At 61.1% G+C, this 16,538-nt stretch carries 17 protein-coding genes; 10 read left to right on the top strand and 7 right to left on the bottom strand.

What is annotated here, in order from left to right; translation table 11 throughout:
- Positions 1 to 74: 74 nt before the first annotated feature.
- Together pssA and gntU are read right to left on the bottom strand one after the other, a co-directional pair.
- The gene (pssA, locus tag NOM06_RS11170; RefSeq protein ID WP_255911663.1) at positions 75 to 1,424 is read right to left on the bottom strand and encodes a CDP-diacylglycerol--serine O-phosphatidyltransferase; all 1,350 of its coding nucleotides are present in this window, start codon (positions 1,422 to 1,424) and stop codon (positions 75 to 77) included.
- 150 nt (positions 1,425 to 1,574) lie between these two features.
- Complete coding sequence (gene gntU, locus NOM06_RS11175) at positions 1,575 to 2,915, bottom strand: gluconate transporter (RefSeq protein WP_005355418.1); 1,341 nt, start codon at positions 2,913 to 2,915, stop codon at positions 1,575 to 1,577.
- 245 nt (positions 2,916 to 3,160) lie between these two features.
- Between gntU and NOM06_RS11180 the strand changes: the two genes are divergently transcribed.
- From NOM06_RS11180 to NOM06_RS11190, 3 genes are read left to right on the top strand one after another with little or no spacing between them, the layout of a single operon-like run.
- The gene (locus NOM06_RS11180) at positions 3,161 to 3,670 is read left to right on the top strand and encodes a gluconokinase (protein ID WP_005340649.1); all 510 of its coding nucleotides are present in this window, start codon (positions 3,161 to 3,163) and stop codon (positions 3,668 to 3,670) included.
- Entirely contained in the window at positions 3,667 to 5,463 is a 1,797-nt protein-coding gene (edd, locus tag NOM06_RS11185) for a phosphogluconate dehydratase (RefSeq protein ID WP_255911664.1), read from the top strand. Before NOM06_RS11180 ends, edd begins: the two co-directional genes overlap by 4 nt.
- Positions 5,464 to 5,472: 9 nt before the next feature.
- On the top strand, positions 5,473 to 6,114 hold the full coding sequence (locus tag NOM06_RS11190) for a bifunctional 4-hydroxy-2-oxoglutarate aldolase/2-dehydro-3-deoxy-phosphogluconate aldolase (RefSeq protein WP_005342660.1): 642 nt from the start codon (positions 5,473 to 5,475) through the stop codon (positions 6,112 to 6,114).
- Between the two features lie 84 nt (positions 6,115 to 6,198).
- Here the strand turns inward: NOM06_RS11190 and NOM06_RS11195 are convergent, their stop codons facing one another.
- Positions 6,199 to 7,206, bottom strand: a complete 1,008-nt coding sequence (locus tag NOM06_RS11195) for a substrate-binding domain-containing protein (RefSeq protein ID WP_106844209.1) — start codon at positions 7,204 to 7,206, stop codon at positions 6,199 to 6,201.
- Between the two features lie 89 nt (positions 7,207 to 7,295).
- On the opposite strand from NOM06_RS11195, the gene NOM06_RS11200 reads away from it, so the two are divergent.
- Positions 7,296 to 7,946, top strand: coding sequence for a Qnr family pentapeptide repeat protein (locus NOM06_RS11200; protein WP_255911665.1), 651 nt, complete (start codon positions 7,296 to 7,298; stop codon positions 7,944 to 7,946).
- Positions 7,947 to 8,077: 131 nt separating this feature from the next.
- Here NOM06_RS11200 and envC read toward each other — a convergent pair whose 3' ends face one another.
- Positions 8,078 to 9,430 carry a murein hydrolase activator EnvC gene (gene envC / locus NOM06_RS11205; RefSeq protein WP_255911666.1) on the bottom strand — a complete coding sequence of 451 codons (1,353 nt, stop codon included), beginning with the start codon at positions 9,428 to 9,430 and terminating at the stop codon, positions 8,078 to 8,080.
- 9 nt (positions 9,431 to 9,439) lie between these two features.
- A complete protein-coding gene (gpmM, locus tag NOM06_RS11210) occupies positions 9,440 to 10,969 on the bottom strand; it encodes a 2,3-bisphosphoglycerate-independent phosphoglycerate mutase (protein ID WP_069527613.1) in 1,530 nt (509 codons plus the stop codon).
- Positions 10,970 to 11,215: 246 nt separating this feature from the next.
- Here gpmM and NOM06_RS11215 point away from each other — a divergent pair, with 246 nt between their 5' ends.
- Genes NOM06_RS11215 through gpsA form a run of 3 tightly spaced genes read left to right on the top strand, consistent with a single transcriptional unit; the run spans position 11,216 to position 13,175 of the window.
- Positions 11,216 to 11,647: a rhodanese-like domain-containing protein gene (locus NOM06_RS11215; RefSeq protein WP_005340640.1), complete on the top strand. Its 432-nt coding sequence runs from the start codon at positions 11,216 to 11,218 to the stop codon at positions 11,645 to 11,647.
- Positions 11,648 to 11,697: 50 nt separating this feature from the next.
- Positions 11,698 to 12,168, top strand: a complete 471-nt coding sequence (gene secB, locus NOM06_RS11220; protein WP_005340639.1) for a protein-export chaperone SecB — start codon at positions 11,698 to 11,700, stop codon at positions 12,166 to 12,168.
- 2 nt (positions 12,169 to 12,170) lie between these two features.
- Positions 12,171 to 13,175 carry an NAD(P)H-dependent glycerol-3-phosphate dehydrogenase gene (gpsA, locus tag NOM06_RS11225; RefSeq protein WP_005356865.1) on the top strand — a complete coding sequence of 335 codons (1,005 nt, stop codon included), beginning with the start codon at positions 12,171 to 12,173 and terminating at the stop codon, positions 13,173 to 13,175.
- Between the two features lie 71 nt (positions 13,176 to 13,246).
- Here gpsA and nfuA read toward each other — a convergent pair whose 3' ends face one another.
- Positions 13,247 to 13,825 carry a Fe-S biogenesis protein NfuA gene (gene nfuA / locus NOM06_RS11230; RefSeq protein ID WP_005340636.1) on the bottom strand — a complete coding sequence of 193 codons (579 nt, stop codon included), beginning with the start codon at positions 13,823 to 13,825 and terminating at the stop codon, positions 13,247 to 13,249.
- Positions 13,826 to 13,905: 80 nt separating this feature from the next.
- On the bottom strand, positions 13,906 to 14,634 hold the full coding sequence (locus NOM06_RS11235) for a ComF family protein (RefSeq protein ID WP_255911667.1): 729 nt from the start codon (positions 14,632 to 14,634) through the stop codon (positions 13,906 to 13,908).
- A gap of 38 nt (positions 14,635 to 14,672) precedes the next feature.
- On the opposite strand from NOM06_RS11235, the gene bioH reads away from it, so the two are divergent.
- The 3 genes from bioH (at position 14,673) to NOM06_RS11250 (ending at position 16,502) form a co-directional block, all read left to right on the top strand.
- Entirely contained in the window at positions 14,673 to 15,437 is a 765-nt protein-coding gene (gene bioH, locus NOM06_RS11240) for a pimeloyl-ACP methyl ester esterase BioH (protein WP_255911668.1), read from the top strand.
- Positions 15,438 to 15,508: 71 nt separating this feature from the next.
- Positions 15,509 to 15,742: a flagellar basal body rod C-terminal domain-containing protein gene (locus NOM06_RS11245; protein WP_075113715.1), complete on the top strand. Its 234-nt coding sequence runs from the start codon at positions 15,509 to 15,511 to the stop codon at positions 15,740 to 15,742.
- Between the two features lies 1 nt (position 15,743).
- Positions 15,744 to 16,502: a putative metalloprotease CJM1_0395 family protein gene (locus NOM06_RS11250; protein ID WP_255911669.1), complete on the top strand. Its 759-nt coding sequence runs from the start codon at positions 15,744 to 15,746 to the stop codon at positions 16,500 to 16,502.
- Positions 16,503 to 16,538: the final 36 nt, after the last annotated feature.

The raw sequence follows: 16,538 nt of genomic DNA on the forward strand, positions 1-16,538 counted from the left end.
ACAAAGGCCTGCCGAAAACGGGAGGCCTTTGTGCGGCTGCCAACAGGCAAGGTGTGGGCGCATGGCGCCCAAGGTCAGATGATGCGTTTTAGCAGCAGGTGGGCCTTGACCCTGTGGATCCGTCCCAGCAGCTTGCGCACCTGTTCCGGGTAGTCCTGGATCTGCTCTACCTGATCGAAGTGACTGATCCGCTTGGTGTTGGTCAGGATGTTCTCCCGCTCCGCGTTGAACTGGGGACGCAGCAGGTGGCGACGATCGTGTACCAGCAGGCCGTTCTCCAGATCCAGCGCCCAGGCGCGGGGGTTGAGGTTGTTGCCGGTGAGCAGGGCCCACTCGTCATCCACGAAGATCCCCTTGAGATGGTAGGAGTTGCGCTCGCAACACCAGAGCATCAGGTTGAGGCGACCGTCGTCGATGTGGCGCTGGTTGCGCTCGGCAAACTTGCGCAGGTTGGTCTCGTAGAGATAGGGCAGGCCACCGATGGTGGAGAACTTCTCTTCCGGCGGAATGAAGAAGTCGTTGGCGGTCTTGTCGCCCACTACGATGGTGACTTTGCAACCGCGCTGCAGCAGATCCTCGATATCCTTGCTCAACTCCTTGGGCGGGTTGAAGTAAGGGGTGCAGATGAAGATCTCCCGCTCGGTGGCACGTACCAGATTGCGGATCATCAGGTTGAGCTGATTGTTGCGCTTGCCCAGACCCACCATCGGGGTGACGGCCACCTCCTGGGTGTTGACCGGCATGGTGCTGAAGCGGTACTGGCTCTGGCGCAGGTTCTGCTTGAAGCGGCGGATCGGCCCTTTCAGCTGTTTGGCGCTGGGGATGTCGCTGTGATCCAGTCGCTGCACCGCGTCGCTCTTCACGAACAGGTCGTCCACATAGTTGACCATGCTGCGGGCCAGCTCCGGGCTGGTGATCTGGTGATAGCGGTCGAAGCGGTAGCGATCCTGCTGGTGCAGGTAGATGTCGTTGAGGCTGGCGCCGGAGTAGAGCACCACATCATCAAAGATGAAGCCCTTGAGGTGGAGCACGCCGAGCAGCTCGCGCCCCTTGACCGGCACGCCGTAGATTTCGATCTGGTGCTCGTGTTCGGCAGCCATGGCCTGATACATCAGGTGGTTGCCGCCCTGCTTGCCCTTGCCGATCAGGCCGCGCTGGGCACGGTGGAAGTCGACGAACAGCTTGATGTCGAGGGCCGGATTGCGCTGCTTGGCGGCGTAGAGGGCGGTGAGGATCTCCCGGCCTGCTTCGTCATCTTGCAGATAGAGCGCGACCAGATAGATGCGCCGGGTGGCACTGGCGATAAGCGCAAGAATGCGGCGTTTGAAATCCTGGGCGCTGTAGAGCACTTCAAACTGATCCGCTGCGACGGCGATCTGGGGCAGGCGCGCCAGCAGTTGTCGATAATGGGCCGATGAATGCATAGATAAACCTGAAATCACGGGGTTAAGCGTTCCACTCGGAGCGATGAATAGGCGATTCTAGCAATCTCGCCCTCTGGGCCAAAGCAAGAATCATCAGAAAGATGAAAAAGGCCTCACGAGTGAGGCCTTTTTGTCAGCATTTCGCCCTTGTCAGAGGAAGCTGTAGATGATCATCGCCATCACGCCGCCGGTGGTGCCGATGATGGTCTCCATCACGGTCCAGGTCTGCAGGGTCTGCTTCTCGGTCAGGCCGAGGTAGCGGTTGGCCAGCCAGAAACCGGAGTCGTTGACGTGGGAGAGCACGATGGCACCGCCGCCGATGGCGATGGTGACGGCAGCCAGCTGGGCGCCGTTCAGGCCGAGCGGCTCCAGCATCGGCAGCACCAGACCGCAGGCGGTCAGCATGGCGACGGTGGCAGAGCCCTGAATCACCCGTACCGCAGCGGCCAGAATGAAGGCCAGCGCGACGATAGGCAGACCGGAGTCGGCCAGCATGTTGCCCAGCGCGGCGCCTACGCCGGAATCAACCAGCACCTGCTTGAACACGCCACCGGCACCGGTCACCAGGATGATGACACCGGCCGGCTGGATGGCGCTGTTGCAGACGCTCATCACCTCGTCACGGGACATGCCACGGCGAATACCCAGCAGATAGAAGGCGGCCAGACAGGCGACCATGATGGCAGTGAAGGGGTGACCGATGAACTCCAGCCAGTTGTGCAGGGTGGAGCCCGCCTCGACGAAGCGACCGACGATGGTCTTGAGGCCGATCAGCAGCAGCGGCAGACCGATCAGACCCATGGCCAGCCCGAAAGAGGGCAGGGATTTGCTGTCATCGTGGACACTGTTCTGGGCATCGGCAGGCAGCGGCACATCGACGATCTTGCTGATGAAGTCACCAAACAGCGGGCCAGCCAGGATCAGCGCCGGTACGGCAGCGATCAGGCCGAACAGGATCATGTAGCCGAAGTCGGCACCCAGCTGGGATGCCACCAGGATCGGGCCCGGCGCCGGGATAAGGAAGGCCTGGCAGGTGGCGATACCCGCCAGCAGAGCGATACCGATCTTCACCACGCTGCCGCCGCCACGACGGACGATGGCGAAGGCGACGCCGATCAGCAGCACCACGGCAACGTCAAAGAAGAGCGGCAGGGCGCAGACAAAGCCGGTCAGGGCCATGGCCCAGTTGGCGCGCTTGACGCCAAACTTGCCGAGCAGGGTGTGAGCCACCCGGTCGAGGGCACCGGTCACTTCCATCACCTTGCCGAACATGGCGCCCAGCGCCACCACTACCGCGACGAAACCGAGGGTGCCACCCATCCCTTTCTGGATGGTGTTGGCGATGTCGGCCGGGTTCATGCCAGCGGCGAGACCCGCCACCATGGAGACCAGGATCAGGGCTACCACGGCGTGGAGCCGGGCCTTCATCACCAGGAAGAGCAGCAGCACAATCGAGCCGGCGGCTGTCATGATCAGGGAGAGGTCAGACATTGTTATGCGTTCCTTTTTCCAAGTTCAGTCGTGACACCTTGCCGATCCGTCGGCAAACCATATCTTTATGATTTATTTAGATTTATGGCAAGGGCTCAACATCATATGCCCAGGTGACTATGGGTTTGCTCAGTCTGTGGCAGACTTCACATTTTCAATCGTTACCGGTAACATGTTACCGGTAACGTGTTAGATTAGAACCCATCAACAGCTGGTTTTTTGAAAAGTGGGACAGAGGTCAAATTATGGCGGGTAAGTGCATTATCGTGATGGGTGTGTGTGGTAGCGGCAAATCCAGCGTGGGTCTGAAAGTGGCCGAAGCGCTGGGCGCCAAGTTCATCGATGGTGATGACCTGCACCCCAAGGCCAACATCCAGAAGATGGCTGGCGGCAACCCCCTCAACGATGAGGATCGTGCCCCCTGGCTGGAGCGGATCCGCGACGCCGCCTACAGTCTCGAGCAGAAGAACGAGACCGGCATCATTGTCTGTTCCGCCCTCAAAAAGAAGTACCGCGACCAGATCCGCGAAGGCAACGAGTCGGTCAGCTTCATCTTCCTCGATGGCAGCCAGCCGCTGATCCTTGAGCGGATGCGTGCCCGCAAGGGCCACTTCATGCGTGAAAGCATGGTACAAAGTCAGTTCGATACCCTGGAGCGCCCGGATGGCGAAGCCGGTGTATTCCACATTGATATAGACGGCACCTTCGAACAGGTGGTTGACCGCGCCGTCACAGCATTGGAGCAAGCCCAATGATTCATCAGGTAATTTCCGACGTCACCGCCCGCATCCGTGAGCGCAGTGTCGCCCGTCGTCAGGCCTTTATGGCCCGCATCCAGCGTCAGGCAGAGCAGGGCAAGACCCGCGCCGCGCTGGCCTGTGGCAACCTGGCCCACGCCGTGGCCGCCTGCAGCAGTGACGAGAAGGGCCGCATCCTCGACATGACCCGTGCCAACGTCGGCATCGTCACCGCCTACAACGATATGCTGAGTGCCCATCAGCCCTATCAGGGCTATCCGGATATTATCAAGGGCGCGCTGGCCGAACTGGGCCACAGTGCTCAGGTTGCTGGCGGCGTGCCCGCCATGTGCGACGGGGTGACTCAGGGTCAGCCGGGGATGGACATGTCCCTCTTCTCCCGCGATCTCATCGCTCAGGCGACCGCGCTGTCGCTCTCTCACAACACTTTCGATGCCACCCTGCTGCTCGGTATCTGCGACAAGATAGCGCCGGGCCAGATCATGGGGGCGCTCTCTCACGCCCACCTGCCGACGGCATTTGTTCCTGCCGGCCCGATGGCGAGCGGCATCAGCAACGACGAGAAGGTGAAGGTGCGTCAGAAGTACGCCGCCGGTGAAGTGGGTCGAGATGCCCTGCTGGAGATGGAGTGCGGCGCCTACCACGCGGCAGGCACCTGCACCTTCTACGGCACCGCCAACACCAACCAGCTGGTGTTCGAGGCCATGGGCCTGATGCTGCCGGGCTCTGCCTTTGTCCACCCGCATAGCGAGCTGCGCCATGCCCTGACCATTGAGGCGGCCCGCCGCATCAGCGCCATGATCCCGGGCTCCCCGGCCTATCGCCCGTTGAGCGAGGTGCTGGATGAGCGCTCGCTGGTCAACGGTCTGGTGGCCCTGCTCGCCTCTGGCGGCAGCACCAACCACAGCATCCACATGGTGGCGCTGGCCCGCGCGGCCGGTCTGGTACTGACCTGGGATGACATCAGCGATCTCTCCGACGTGGTGCCGCTGCTGGTTCGCATGTACCCGAACGGCCCGGCCGACGTGAACGCCTTCGAACAGGCGGGCGGCGTGCCCGGCCTGATGTGCCGTCTGGCGCAAGAGGGGCTGATCCACATGGACGCCACTCCGGTCTTTGGCGAGATGCAGGATTACCTCAGCCGTCCGGCATTGGTGGATGGCCAGCTGGTGTGGCAGCCGGTGGGCGAGAGCGGCGATGCGAGCGTGCTTTCACCTTCCGGCAGCGTGTTCCAGGCCACCGGCGGTACCAAGCTGCTGGCGGGCAATCTGGGCCGCGCCGTGGTCAAGGTCTCCGCCGTGGCTCCCGAGTATCGGGTGATTGAAGCACCGGCGCGGGTCTTCTCCTCCCAGCATGCGGTGGAAGCGGCCTACAAGGCGGGCGATCTTAATCAGGATGCCGTGATCGTAGTGCGCCACAATGGTCCGGCCGCCAACGGCATGCCGGAGCTGCACAAGCTGATGCCGGTGCTCGGCAACCTGCAGAAGGCGGGTTACAAGGTGGCGCTGGTCACCGATGGCCGTCTCTCCGGCGCCTCCGGCAAGATCCCGGCTGCCATCCACGTCACTCCGGAAGCGCTGCACGGCGGGGCCATTGGCCTGCTGGCCGATGGCGACCTGCTGCGGGTTGACGCGGTAAACGGCAGCCTCGACTGCCTGACCGATTTGAGTGGCCGTACCCAGGCCGAGATTGACCTCACTCCGGAACAAGAGGGGTGGGGCCGTGAACTGTTCAGCGTGATGCGTCGCGCGGTATCGAGCGCCGAGTGTGGCGCCACCATCTTTGACTAAGGAAGAGCTATGCAGAACTGGAAAGTGACCCCGGCCGAGGTGTTTGCCGCCTCCCCGCTGGTACCCGTGATGGTTATCAACGAGCTGGATCAGGCCCTGCCGATGGCCAAGGCGCTGCTCGACGGCGGCATCTCTGTCTTCGAAATCACCCTGCGCACCCCGGTGGCGCTCGATGCCATCGCCCTTATCGCCAAGGCGATGCCGGATGCCATGGTCGGTGCCGGTACCGTGCTCAACTGCGAGCAGTTTGACGCCGCCGTCGCCGCCGGTGCCCGTTTCGTCATCTCCCCGGGGATGACGCCGGCCCTGCTGGCTCACGCCGCCAAAAGCACTGCACCGCTGATCCCGGGTGTGGCTACTCCGTCTGAAGTGATGCAGGCACTGGAAGCGGGCTACGACCACCTGAAGTTCTTCCCGGCCGAAGCGAACGGCGGTACCAAGGCGCTCTCCGCCATTGCCGCGCCGCTGCCCCAGGTGAAGTTCTGCCCCACCGGCGGTATCGGCCCGAAAAACGTGGCCGACTATCTGGCACTCAAGTGCGTGGCCACCGTCGGCGGCTCCTGGATGCTGCCAGCCGATGCGGTCAAGAGCGGCAACTGGGAAGAGGTGACTCGCCTCTCCCGCGAAGCGGTTGAGCTGGTTAAACGCTAAGCCTCAGTTGTGCAGAAAACCAAACAGGCCACCCTCGGGTGGCCTGTTTGCTATCAGCGTGACTTAAGTGGGTGAGGGAAGGGATTACCCCAGACTCTCCCCGACATAGAGGGAGAAGCCGATATCCTTGCGGGTGTCGGGTTGGGATTGGCCGCTGAGGCGCGCCAGCAGCATGGTGGCCGCCTCCCGACCGATCGCTTCCCGCGGGGTGGCGATACTGGCCAGCTTGGGGGTCATGGCGTGGCCGATGTCGAGAGCGTTGCAACCGGCGATGGCGATCTGCTGGGGCACCGGGATCCACTTGGCCTGACACTGCAGCAGGGCGCCCACCGCCAGGTCATCGTTGGTGCAGAACAGGCCGTCGAGGTCGGGATAGCGCACCAGCGCCTGATCCAGCAGCTCGCCCCCCAGAGTGAAGCTGGAGGATTGTTCGGTCAGCAGATGCTGGCCGGTGAGGCCGAAGTCGGTCATCGCCTGATAGTAACCCTCCATCCGCAGCTGGGTACGCACGTCGAGCCGCGCTCCCAGATAGACCACCTTGCGTCGGCCCCGGTGCAGCATCTCTGTTACCATGGCCCGGGCCGCGGCTCTATGGTCCATGCCGACCACCATGTCGATGGGGGTTTGCGGCAGATCCATGGTCTCCACCACCGGAATGCCGGCGGTGGCGATCATTTTGCGGGTGCGTTCGGTGTGCTGGCTGTCGGAGAGGATCAGCCCATCCACGTGATAGGAGAGCAGGGACGCGACCTGCTCCTCCTCCCGCTCCGGGCTGTAGCCGTAGTGGGCCAGCAGGGTCTGGTAACCGGCCGGTCGGGTCACCGACTCGATGCCGTGGATCACCGCCGAGAAGACCTGGTTGGAGAGGGAGGGGATCAGGATGCCGATCGCCTTGCTGGTCGCGTTGGAGAGAATATCCGGCGCCCGGTTGGGGATATAACCCAGCTCTTCCACCACAGCCGCGATCCGCTCGCGGGTCCCCTCCGCCACGGTCTGTGGGTCGCGCAGATAGCGGCTGACAGTCATCTTGGTCACGCCGGTCTGGTCGGCGATATCTTGCAGGGTGGGGCGGCGCTTGCGGGTGGGGCTCATAGGGGTGTCCAGCGTAGATGTTACATGTAACATTACCGTTTTTGGCGGATAAAGTCAGCATATGAAGCCGTTTTTGCAGGAGTTTTCCGATGATCAGAGGCAAGCAGTTCGTGGATGTCCGGTTCGAGCAACAGGATGTGGAGGGGGAGCAGTTCTCGGAGTGCCGCTTTATCGGCTGCGACTTCTCCTGGCTGGATTTGAGCGATAGCCGCTTCATCGACTGCAGCTTCTACGATCGGGAGAGTGAACGGGGCTGCCTGTTGCAGGGTTGCGAGCTGCGCGAGGCCAGCTTCCTGCGCTGCGATCTCACCATGGCCGATTGCAGCCGCAGCCAGTGTCTGGGGTTGGAGATGCGCGACTGTCAGGCGGTCGGCATCAACTTCGGCCATGCCAGCTTCGCCAACCAGATTACCGCCAAAAGCTACTTCTGCGAGGCCCATCTGACCGGCAACAACTTCAGCTATGCCAGCTTCGAGGGCTGCCTGCTGGAGAAGTGCGAGCTTACCGGCAACCGTTGGCAGGGGGCCAACCTGTTTGGTGCCTCGCTGGTGGGTTCCGATCTCAGCGGCTCCGAGTTTGGCCAGATCGACTGGACCAGCTTCAAGCTGCAGGGCTGCGATCTGCGCCAGTGCGACCTGCCGGGGCTGGATTTGCGGCGGGTCGATCTGCAAGGGGTGCAGATCAACGAGGATCAGCAGCAGACCTTGCTGGAGCAGATCGGTCTGGTTGTCTTCCCCTGAGCCGAGCGGAAAATTAGGTAATTTTTCATCAAATTAAGCCGACAGTGGGGAGGGCGCTCCTGAAACGACAAAAGCCTGCGTGATGCAGGCTTTTGCTAGTGAGCGTGTTATGGCTTGTCGGCCGTGTTAACTCAACCCTTGGCCAGCCATTTGGTCGGGTTGATCGCCTCGCCCTGATAGCGAATTTCGAAGTAGAGGCCCGGTCTGTCCTGACCGCCGCTGTCACCGACCAGTGCCACCGGCTCACCCTGTTCCACATTCTGGCCCACCTGACGAAGCAGCGACTGATTGTGACCGTAGAGGCTCATATAGCCCTTCCCGTGATCGATTACCAGCAGCATACCGAAGCCATCGAGCCAGTCGGCGTAAACCACTTGTCCCGCTGCGACCGCCTTGACCTGGGTTCCTTCGCTGGCGCCGATCAGGGTGCCTTTCCACTTGAGCTGGGCGGTACGGGGCGAGCCATAGGAGATGAGGATCGGTCCCTGCACCGGCCAGCGCAGGCTGCCATTGGTCTTGAGGCCGCTATAGTGACCGGCACTGCTGATGCCCGAGCCACGCTCCGGTTTGCTGCTGGCCATCTCTTCGACCGGTTCTGCCGGTTTGACGGTTTTGTTCTGCTGGGCGGCGAGTCGTTGTTGCTCGGCGCGGCGTTGTTCGGCCAGCTTGCGCTGACGCTCCTGCTCCGCTTTCAGCTTGGCCAGCCGTTCCCGCTCGGCCCGTTCACGGCGCTCCTGCTCTTCCCGCTTGCGGCGCAGCTCTTCCAGCCGGGCTTTCAGCGCCTTCTCCGCCTTGACCAGCTTGGTGAGCTTCTGCTCGTCATCCTGTACCGACTGCTGCAACTGGTTGCGCACCTTGGCCCGGCTCTGCTGGCTGGCCAGCAGGGTCTGGTGATGCTCCTGCTGTTCGGCAAGCAGGGTCTGCAGTCTGGTCTCGGTCTCTTTGGTTGCCTGCTGGTTTTTCGCCAGCTTGTCGCGGGTGGCGCGCAGGGCGTCGATGGCCTCGATACGGGCCTTGTTGAGGTAGTCGTAGTAGTCGAGTGAGCGGCTCAGTTTGGCCGGATCCTGCTGATTGAGCAGCAGTTTGAGGTAGTCGTGGTTGCCCGCTTGAAAGGCGCTCTCCGCCTGTTTGGCCAGCAACTGCTTTTGATGTTTGGCTTGAACTTCCAGCCCCAGCTTGTCTTTTTGCAGGGTCGCCAGCTTCTGCTGGTTCTGCTTCAACTGCTGCCTGGTCTGGTTGAGTTTGGCGGCGGCGGCCGAGATGGCCTGCTCGTCAGCCTTGAGCTGGGTATTGAGCTTGGCAAGCTCCTGCTTGCTGAGCTTGATGGTCTTCTGTTGCTCTTTGATCTGGGACTGCATGGTCCCCAGCTGCTGATTGGCGGCCAAAGTCGGTGTGCTGGCGCCAAACGACAGGCAAAAAAACAGCGCGCCGGCCAACAGGCCGACGCGACTGGTTTTCTGTGAAATAACTTCGCATCCCCGCATGGGGAAGGATTATTTCAGAATCATCAGGGGCTTGCCAGTCATTTCCGGCGGTACCGGCAGACCCATCAGGGTCAGCATGGTGGGGGCCAGATCGGACAGTTTGCCACCTTCAACCACCTCGGCTTTGCGACCGAAATAGATGAGCGGAACCGGCAGATTGGTGTGGGCGGTGTGGGCCTGACCAGTCTCTTCGTCCAGCATCTTCTCGGCGTTGCCGTGGTCGGCAGTGATCAGGCACTCGCCGCCCACTTCGGCCAGGGCGTCGGTCACGCGACCGATGCAGTGGTCAACGGCTTCACACGCTTTGACGGCGGCATCGAATACACCGGTGTGACCAACCATGTCGCCATTCGGGTAGTTACAGATGATGACGTCGTACTTGCCGCTCTTGATGGCCGCAACCAGCTTGTCGGTCAGCTCTTCGGAGCTCATCTCCGGCTGCAGGTCATAGGTCGCCACTTTCGGGCTGGCCACGATCTCGCGATCTTCGCCGGTGAAGCAGGACTCTTCGCCACCGTTGAAGAAGAAGGTGACGTGAGCGTACTTCTCGGTTTCGGAGATGCGCAGCTGGGTCTTGCCCTGCTTGGCCAGCCACTCACCCAGGGTGTTGACCAGAGCGGTCGGCGGGTAGGCACAGGCAGTTTTGATGTCGGCCGCGTATTCGGTCAGCATCACGAAGTTCAGCTTCGGCTCGACTGCACGGGCGAAGCCGGTGAAGTCGGTGTCAACGAAGGCGCGGGTGATTTCACGGGCACGGTCGGCACGGAAGTTCATGAAAATCAGCGCATCGCCGTCGATCATCGGTGCAGCTTCGCCGATGCGGGTGGCTTTGACGAACTCGTCGTTCTCATCGCGGGCATAAGCGGCAGCCAGTGCTTCGGTGGCGCTCTCGGCGGTGAACTCGCCCTTGCCCTGAGTCATCAGGTCATAGGCTTGCTGCACGCGATCCCAGCGGTTGTCACGGTCCATGGCGAAGTAACGACCGATCATGGAGGCGAAACGACCCTTGCCCAGCTTGGCGAACAGGGCGTCGAACAGCTCGATGGAGGACTGGGCGGAGCGCGGCGGAACGTCACGGCCATCCAGGAAGGCGTGCAGGTAGATCTTCTCGGCGCCACGCTTGGCAGCCATTTCGATCATGCCCATGATGTGCTCTTCGTGGCTGTGTACGCCACCCGGGGACATCAGTCCCATGATGTGAACGGCTTTGCCGTTGGTCACGGCAGCGTCAACAGCCTTGGCCAGCTCGACGTTCTGGAAGAATTCGCCGTCCTGGATGTCTTTGGAGATGCGGGTCAGCTCCTGATAGACGATGCGACCGGCACCGATGTTGACGTGGCCCACTTCGGAGTTGCCCATCTGGCCATCCGGCAGACCGACGTCCAGGCCGGAGCCGGAGATCAGGGTGCTGGTGTAGTCACGGGCCAGACGATCGAGGTTGGGAGTCTTGGCGGCAGCGACGGCGTTGTGCTCTTGCTTGGTGCTGTAGCCCCAACCGTCCATGATGACCAGAACCAAAGGTTTCTTAGCTGTTGACATAAGACTATGTCCTCTCGGATTGGAAAAAATGCGGGAAATGAAACTAGCGTAATATTACTACATCTGCCGAAATAGTCACCTGATAGCCAAGGGGCGCTCCCGTTGCCCCGCAAGCCACGCCCTTCCTGCCATGCTCGCTGCCCAATGATGATGGGAGCCTGCTCGCGCTTTGCCGCCAAGATGGCTGATCTTATCAATACCCCCATGTATACTCGGGTCCTTGTCTTGGTCCCTGGATAGTAGAAGATGCAAGAGTATTTGGATTTTGCGGCCCGTAACCCGCTGCTGACCGCAGCCTGGTTGGGTCTGGCTGGCACCCTGGTTTACACCACTGTGCGTGCCCGTTTGTCTCCGGTAAAAACCGTCAACAATCACACCGCGACCCTGCTGATCAACCGCGAGAATGCCACCGTGGTGGATATTCGCAGTCAGGAAGAGTACGCCAAGGGCCATCTGGCCGGTGCCCAGCACCTGCCGCTGACCCAGATCCAGAGCAATAATCTGGGCCCGGTTGAAAAGCATAAAGATGCCCCCATCATAGTGGTGTGCGAGTCGGGAATGACTGCGGGCGGCGCGGGCCGTCAGCTGAGCAAAGCTGGCTTCAAGCAGGTTTATGTGCTCGGCGGTGGCATGGCCCAATGGCGTGCAGAAAATCTGCCGGTAACCAAGAAACGCTGATTTAAGCAGGGCCTGAGCCCACTTATCCATATAACAAGGAATCAAACGAAATGGCTGACGAGATCAACAACCAGGAAGTACAACCGGAATTCCACATCCAGCGTGTTTACACCAAGGATGTCTCTTTCGAAGCGCCGAACACCCCGCACATCTTCCAGAAAGAGTGGCAGCCGGACGTCAAGCTGGATATGGATACCAAGACCAACATCCTGGCTGAGAACGTCTACGAGGTTGTCCTGACCCTGACCGTAACTTGCAAACTGGAAACCGAAACCGCCTTCCTGTGCGAAGTACAGCAAGCCGGTATCTTCACCATCGGTAACCTGCCGGAGCCGCAACTGGCTCACTGCCTGGCTGCCTTCTGCCCGAACATCCTGTTCCCGTATGCCCGCGAAGCCGTGGCCAACATGGTGAGCAAGGGTTCCTTCCCGCAGCTGAACCTGGCACCGGTCAACTTCGATGCCCTGTTTGCCCAACACATGGCGCAAGCACAGGCCCAGCAGGCGACTGCGGAAGCCTGATAATGGCTGACCAGATCGCTATCTCGGTCTTGGGGGCGGGGTCTTATGGCTCCGCCCTTGCCATTTCTCTGGCGCGCAACGGTCATCCGACCCTGCTGTGGGGTCACGACCCTGCTCATGTCGCCGAGCTGGAACAAGACCGCTGCAACAAGGCTTTTCTGCCTGATGTCCCTTTTCCCGCCGATCTGCAGCTAACTGCGGATCTGCAACGTGCGGTACAAGCGGCTCCCGTGCTGCTGTTGGTCGTGCCGAGCCATGTATTTGGTGATGTACTGACCCGGATCAAACCCTTCCTGCGCCCCGATACCCGTATCGCCTGGGCCACCAAGGGTCTGGAGCCGGACAGTGGCCGTCTGCTGCAGGATGTGGCCCGTGAAGTGCTGGGTGACGAGATACCGCTGGCGGTGATCTCCGGCCCCACCTTCGCCAAGGAGCTGGCTGCCGGTCTGCCGACCGCCATCTCGGTCGCCTCGACTCACGACGAGTTCGCCGACGATCTCTCCCACCTGCTGCACTGTGGCCGCTCGTTCCGGGTCTATACCAATCCGGACTTCGTCGGTCTGCAGCTGGGTGGGGCGGTGAAGAACGTCATCGCCATCGGTGCCGGTCTCTCCGACGGGCTCGGGTTTGGCGCCAATGCCAGAACCGCGCTCATCACCCGGGGTCTGGTGGAGATGCAGCGTCTGGGGGCGGCGCTGGGTGCCGATGCCAAAACCTTTATGGGGATGGCGGGGCTCGGGGATCTGGTGCTCACCTGTACCGACAACCAGTCGCGCAACCGTCGCTTCGGGCTGGCACTCGGGGCTGGCAAGGATGTGAACACCGCCATGACCGAGATCGGTCAGGTGGTGGAGGGGTATCGCAACACCAAAGAGGTGCATCTGCTGGCGGCCCGCTGCGGCGTCGAGATGCCCATCTGCGAGCAGATCTTCAAGGTGCTCTACGAGGGTAAGAACCCGAAAGAGGCGGCCATCGCCCTGCTGTCGCGAGACAAGAAGGACGAGTAATCTGCCGATTGCCCATGCAAAAGGCCCCGCCGGATGGCGGGGCCTTTTCTTTGCGCCGCAATGGCAACAAATCAGTAGTAGGAGTGGTCGCCGCGCTGGTGCTCGGTGGCGTCTTTCACACCGTTGAGCTCACCCGGGAACTTCTCCAGCAGCTGCTTCTCGATCCCCTCTTTCAGGGTGTAATCGACCATGGAGCAACCGTTGCAACCGCCGCCAAACTGCAGGATGGCCAGTTTGTCTTCGGTCAGTTCGACCAGGGTGACCTTGCCACCGTGACCAGCCAGCATGGGGTTCACTTCGGACATCAACACGTACTCGATGCGCTCGATTAGCGGCGCGTCATCGGCCACTTTACGCATCTTGGCGTTCGGTGCTTTCAGGGTGAGCTGGGAGCCCATCTGATCGGTCACGAAGTCGATGGTGGCATCCACCAGGAAGGGGGCGCTCAGGGGATCGACCATGCAGTCGAAGCCGCTGAAGGGCAGGTGTTGATCTTCCGGGTCCACGGCATCGGGCGGGCAATACGATACGCCACACTCGGCATTCTGGGTTCCCGGATTGACCACAAACACCCGGATATTGGTGCCATCAGGCTGTTTTTCCAGCAGTTTACGGAAATGGGCCTGGGCGGCGTCGGAAATGCTGATCATCACTATCCTCATAAACCTGAGTGTACGACTAGGGTATTCATGATAACGCGGTTATTAATGCTTGGGTAGCATGCCGATGGCTACTTGCTGTGCCGCAGGGTACGACAGATTGCCCACACTTCTACCTTTGTGATGCCGCTCTCATGGAGCAAACGGCTGAGCTGCCCGGCGGTGGCGCCTGTGGTCACGACGTCATCGAGCAGGGCGACATGGCGATAGTGGTGGGGGCGGATCCGGAATGCCCCGCGCAGATTGCGCCGCCGCTGCCCGGCGCTCAGGGTTGTTTGTTGCGGAGTCGCCTTGATGCGTTGCAACAGGGTGTTGTCGCAGGGAATACCGGTGAACTCGCCAAGGGCTTGCGCGATCTCCTCCGCCTGGTTGAATCCACGCCGCCACTGCCGCCACCAGTGCAGGGGAACCGGAATGATCGCCTCCGGCGGCTCGCGGCCATCCAGATGATCGGCCAAGAGGCGTGCCAGTGGCGGCGCCAGCAGGATCTGGCCGGAATATTTGAGCCGGGGGATCAGCATGGGGTAGGGAGCCTGGTAGTCGCCAATCACCTGCAACCGCTCCCAGGGGGGAGGTCTGCGCTGGCAGCGGCCGCAGACCGGTATGCGTTCTTCTATATAGTCAGTCAGCGGTGCGGCGCAGAGGTGGCATCTCGGCTGTGACTGATGCAGCGCCTGCCGACACCAGCTGCAGAGCAGGGGCTCGTTGTCGCAAGGCTGATGACAGAGGAGGCAGCTCCCTTGCCAGTCGCCGTGGTTGCCGAGCAGCGGGCTTGCTTTAGCGAGCAGTCGCTTTAACATGCTGACCCCAAGAGCATGAACAGGGATCTTGAGTCTAGATGAGCATATCGGTAGAGCAGTTTGGCCAGGGGCCCGATCTGGTGTTGTTGCACGGTTGGGGGATGAATGGTGCGGTCTGGCATGGTATTGCCCAACAGTTGGCGTCCCACTATCGGGTTCATCTGGTAGATTTGCCTGGTTTTGGCAACAGCCTGCTGGCAGACGAGGTGGATTACAGCCTGCCCTGGCTTGCCGAGCAGGTGGTCGCCATCTTGCCGCAGAAGTGCCATCTGCTTGGCTGGTCGCTCGGCGGTCTGGTGGCAAGCCAGTTGGCGCTGACTCATCCCGATCGGTTGCACTCCCTGATCACGGTAGCCAGCTCTCCCTGCTTTATGGCGCGGGACGAGTGGCCCGGCATTGCCCCCAAGGTACTGACCGGCTTCAACCAGATGCTGGCGGGGGATTTTCGCCAGACCATAGAGCGCTTTCTGGCGATCCAGGCCATGGGCAGTGAACACGCCCGGGACGATATCCGTCAGTTGCGCCACTGGCTGGCCGAGCGCCCGGTTCCCCAGTTTGCCGCTCTCGAGGCCGGGCTGACGCTGTTGGCCGAGATTGACCTGCGCGAACCGCTGCGGGAGCTGGATCTGCCCTGGTTGCGGATCTATGGCCGACTGGATTCATTGGTACCCAAGGCGGCCATTCCCCTGCTGGATGATCTCTACCCTGCCAGCCGCAGCGTGACCCTTAATAAGGCCTCACACGCACCTTTTATCTCCCATCCTGACGAATTCATTGAAATCGTTCGAGATTTTGTTGGCTAAAAAACAGCCTGCAAGCTTCATTAATCCTCTGGTCTGGCGGATAATTAAGCTGTGACCAGAGGAGTAACACCATGCGTATTGATTCTGCTTTCAACAGCGGGGTACAGGGATTTCAGCGAGCCGAGCAGATTGCCGACAAGGCATCCAGTCAGATCGCCCGCCTCAACACCCCCAGCGGGGATCAGGTGCAAGTGACCGATGAGCTCGTCAATCTCAAGGTGGCCGAGCAGCAGGCTGGCGCTTCCGCCAAGGTAGTGCAGACTGCCAGCGATATGATGGGAACCCTGATCGACATCCGGGTGTGAGATGAACATCAATGTCAGTCTGCCTCCCCTTATCCCGACACAGCTGCAACCCCAAGTGGAAGCGGCGAGGACGGATAATCGCCGGGCCGAACTGATCCCGCAGGCCCGCGCGGGCCAAGCCTCCGTTGCCGAATCTGAAGTCGGCTCCCAAAAAGAGAAATCCAAAGCCGGTCAGGCCTCCAGCAATCAGACCTCCCAGAACAGCCGTGAAACCGGGCAATTAGCCCCGACGACACTACCAGACAATCGCTTTGTCGAGGCAACCGGTGAGGATGGTCAGCGCAAGCAGCAAGATCCCAAACAGCAGGAGCAGCAACAGCGGCAAGTTCAGGATCTTGTCGAGCGTGACAAGGAGGTGCGGACTCACGAGCAGGCGCACCAGTCTGCGGGTGGAGAGTACGCCAGCTCGCCCACCTATCAGTTTACGCAAGGGCCGGATGGCAAGCGTTATGCGACGGGTGGCGAAGTCCAGATCGATACCAGTGTCGTACCCGGTGACCCTGCGGCTACCATCGCCAAAATGCAGCAGATCCGCTCTGCAGCGCTGGCGCCTGCCGAGCCCTCCGCGCAGGATCTGGCCGTCGCGCGCAGCGCCGCCGCCAGTGAAGCCAAGGCGCGCAAAGAGCTGATGGCCGAGCAGAGCGCAAAATCGGGCGGCGTGCTGAGTGCCTATATGGACAAGCGCAACAGCGTCATCGCGGGCCACTATCAACAGGCTGTCAGCCCGGCCTCTACCCAGTCCCTCAGTCTGCATATCTGAATCACCCTCGCCAAACTTTCAGCTGCTTTGCCTGTT

Origin of the sequence: Aeromonas sp. JL9 (assembly GCF_024436075.1) — a bacterium.
In the GTDB taxonomy this organism is placed as follows: Bacteria; Pseudomonadota; Gammaproteobacteria; order Enterobacterales; family Aeromonadaceae; genus Aeromonas; species Aeromonas veronii.

Bases quoted from the DNA above. Each gene is read 5' to 3' on its own strand.
- pssA (WP_255911663.1), bottom strand. From the start codon at position 1,424: ATGCATTCATCGGCCCATTATCGACAACTGCTGGCGCGCCTGCCCCAG.
- gntU (WP_005355418.1), bottom strand. From the start codon at position 2,915: ATGTCTGACCTCTCCCTGATCATGACAGCCGCCGGCTCGATTGTGCTG.
- NOM06_RS11180 (WP_005340649.1), top strand. From the start codon at position 3,161: ATGGCGGGTAAGTGCATTATCGTGATGGGTGTGTGTGGTAGCGGCAAA.
- edd (WP_255911664.1), top strand. From the start codon at position 3,667: ATGATTCATCAGGTAATTTCCGACGTCACCGCCCGCATCCGTGAGCGC.
- NOM06_RS11190 (WP_005342660.1), top strand. From the start codon at position 5,473: ATGCAGAACTGGAAAGTGACCCCGGCCGAGGTGTTTGCCGCCTCCCCG.
- NOM06_RS11195 (WP_106844209.1), bottom strand. From the start codon at position 7,206: ATGAGCCCCACCCGCAAGCGCCGCCCCACCCTGCAAGATATCGCCGAC.
- NOM06_RS11200 (WP_255911665.1), top strand. From the start codon at position 7,296: ATGATCAGAGGCAAGCAGTTCGTGGATGTCCGGTTCGAGCAACAGGAT.
- envC (WP_255911666.1), bottom strand. From the start codon at position 9,430: ATGCGGGGATGCGAAGTTATTTCACAGAAAACCAGTCGCGTCGGCCTG.
- gpmM (WP_069527613.1), bottom strand. From the start codon at position 10,969: ATGTCAACAGCTAAGAAACCTTTGGTTCTGGTCATCATGGACGGTTGG.
- NOM06_RS11215 (WP_005340640.1), top strand. From the start codon at position 11,216: ATGCAAGAGTATTTGGATTTTGCGGCCCGTAACCCGCTGCTGACCGCA.
- secB (WP_005340639.1), top strand. From the start codon at position 11,698: ATGGCTGACGAGATCAACAACCAGGAAGTACAACCGGAATTCCACATC.
- gpsA (WP_005356865.1), top strand. From the start codon at position 12,171: ATGGCTGACCAGATCGCTATCTCGGTCTTGGGGGCGGGGTCTTATGGC.
- nfuA (WP_005340636.1), bottom strand. From the start codon at position 13,825: ATGATCAGCATTTCCGACGCCGCCCAGGCCCATTTCCGTAAACTGCTG.
- NOM06_RS11235 (WP_255911667.1), bottom strand. From the start codon at position 14,634: ATGTTAAAGCGACTGCTCGCTAAAGCAAGCCCGCTGCTCGGCAACCAC.
- bioH (WP_255911668.1), top strand. From the start codon at position 14,673: ATGAGCATATCGGTAGAGCAGTTTGGCCAGGGGCCCGATCTGGTGTTG.
- NOM06_RS11245 (WP_075113715.1), top strand. From the start codon at position 15,509: ATGCGTATTGATTCTGCTTTCAACAGCGGGGTACAGGGATTTCAGCGA.
- NOM06_RS11250 (WP_255911669.1), top strand. From the start codon at position 15,744: ATGAACATCAATGTCAGTCTGCCTCCCCTTATCCCGACACAGCTGCAA.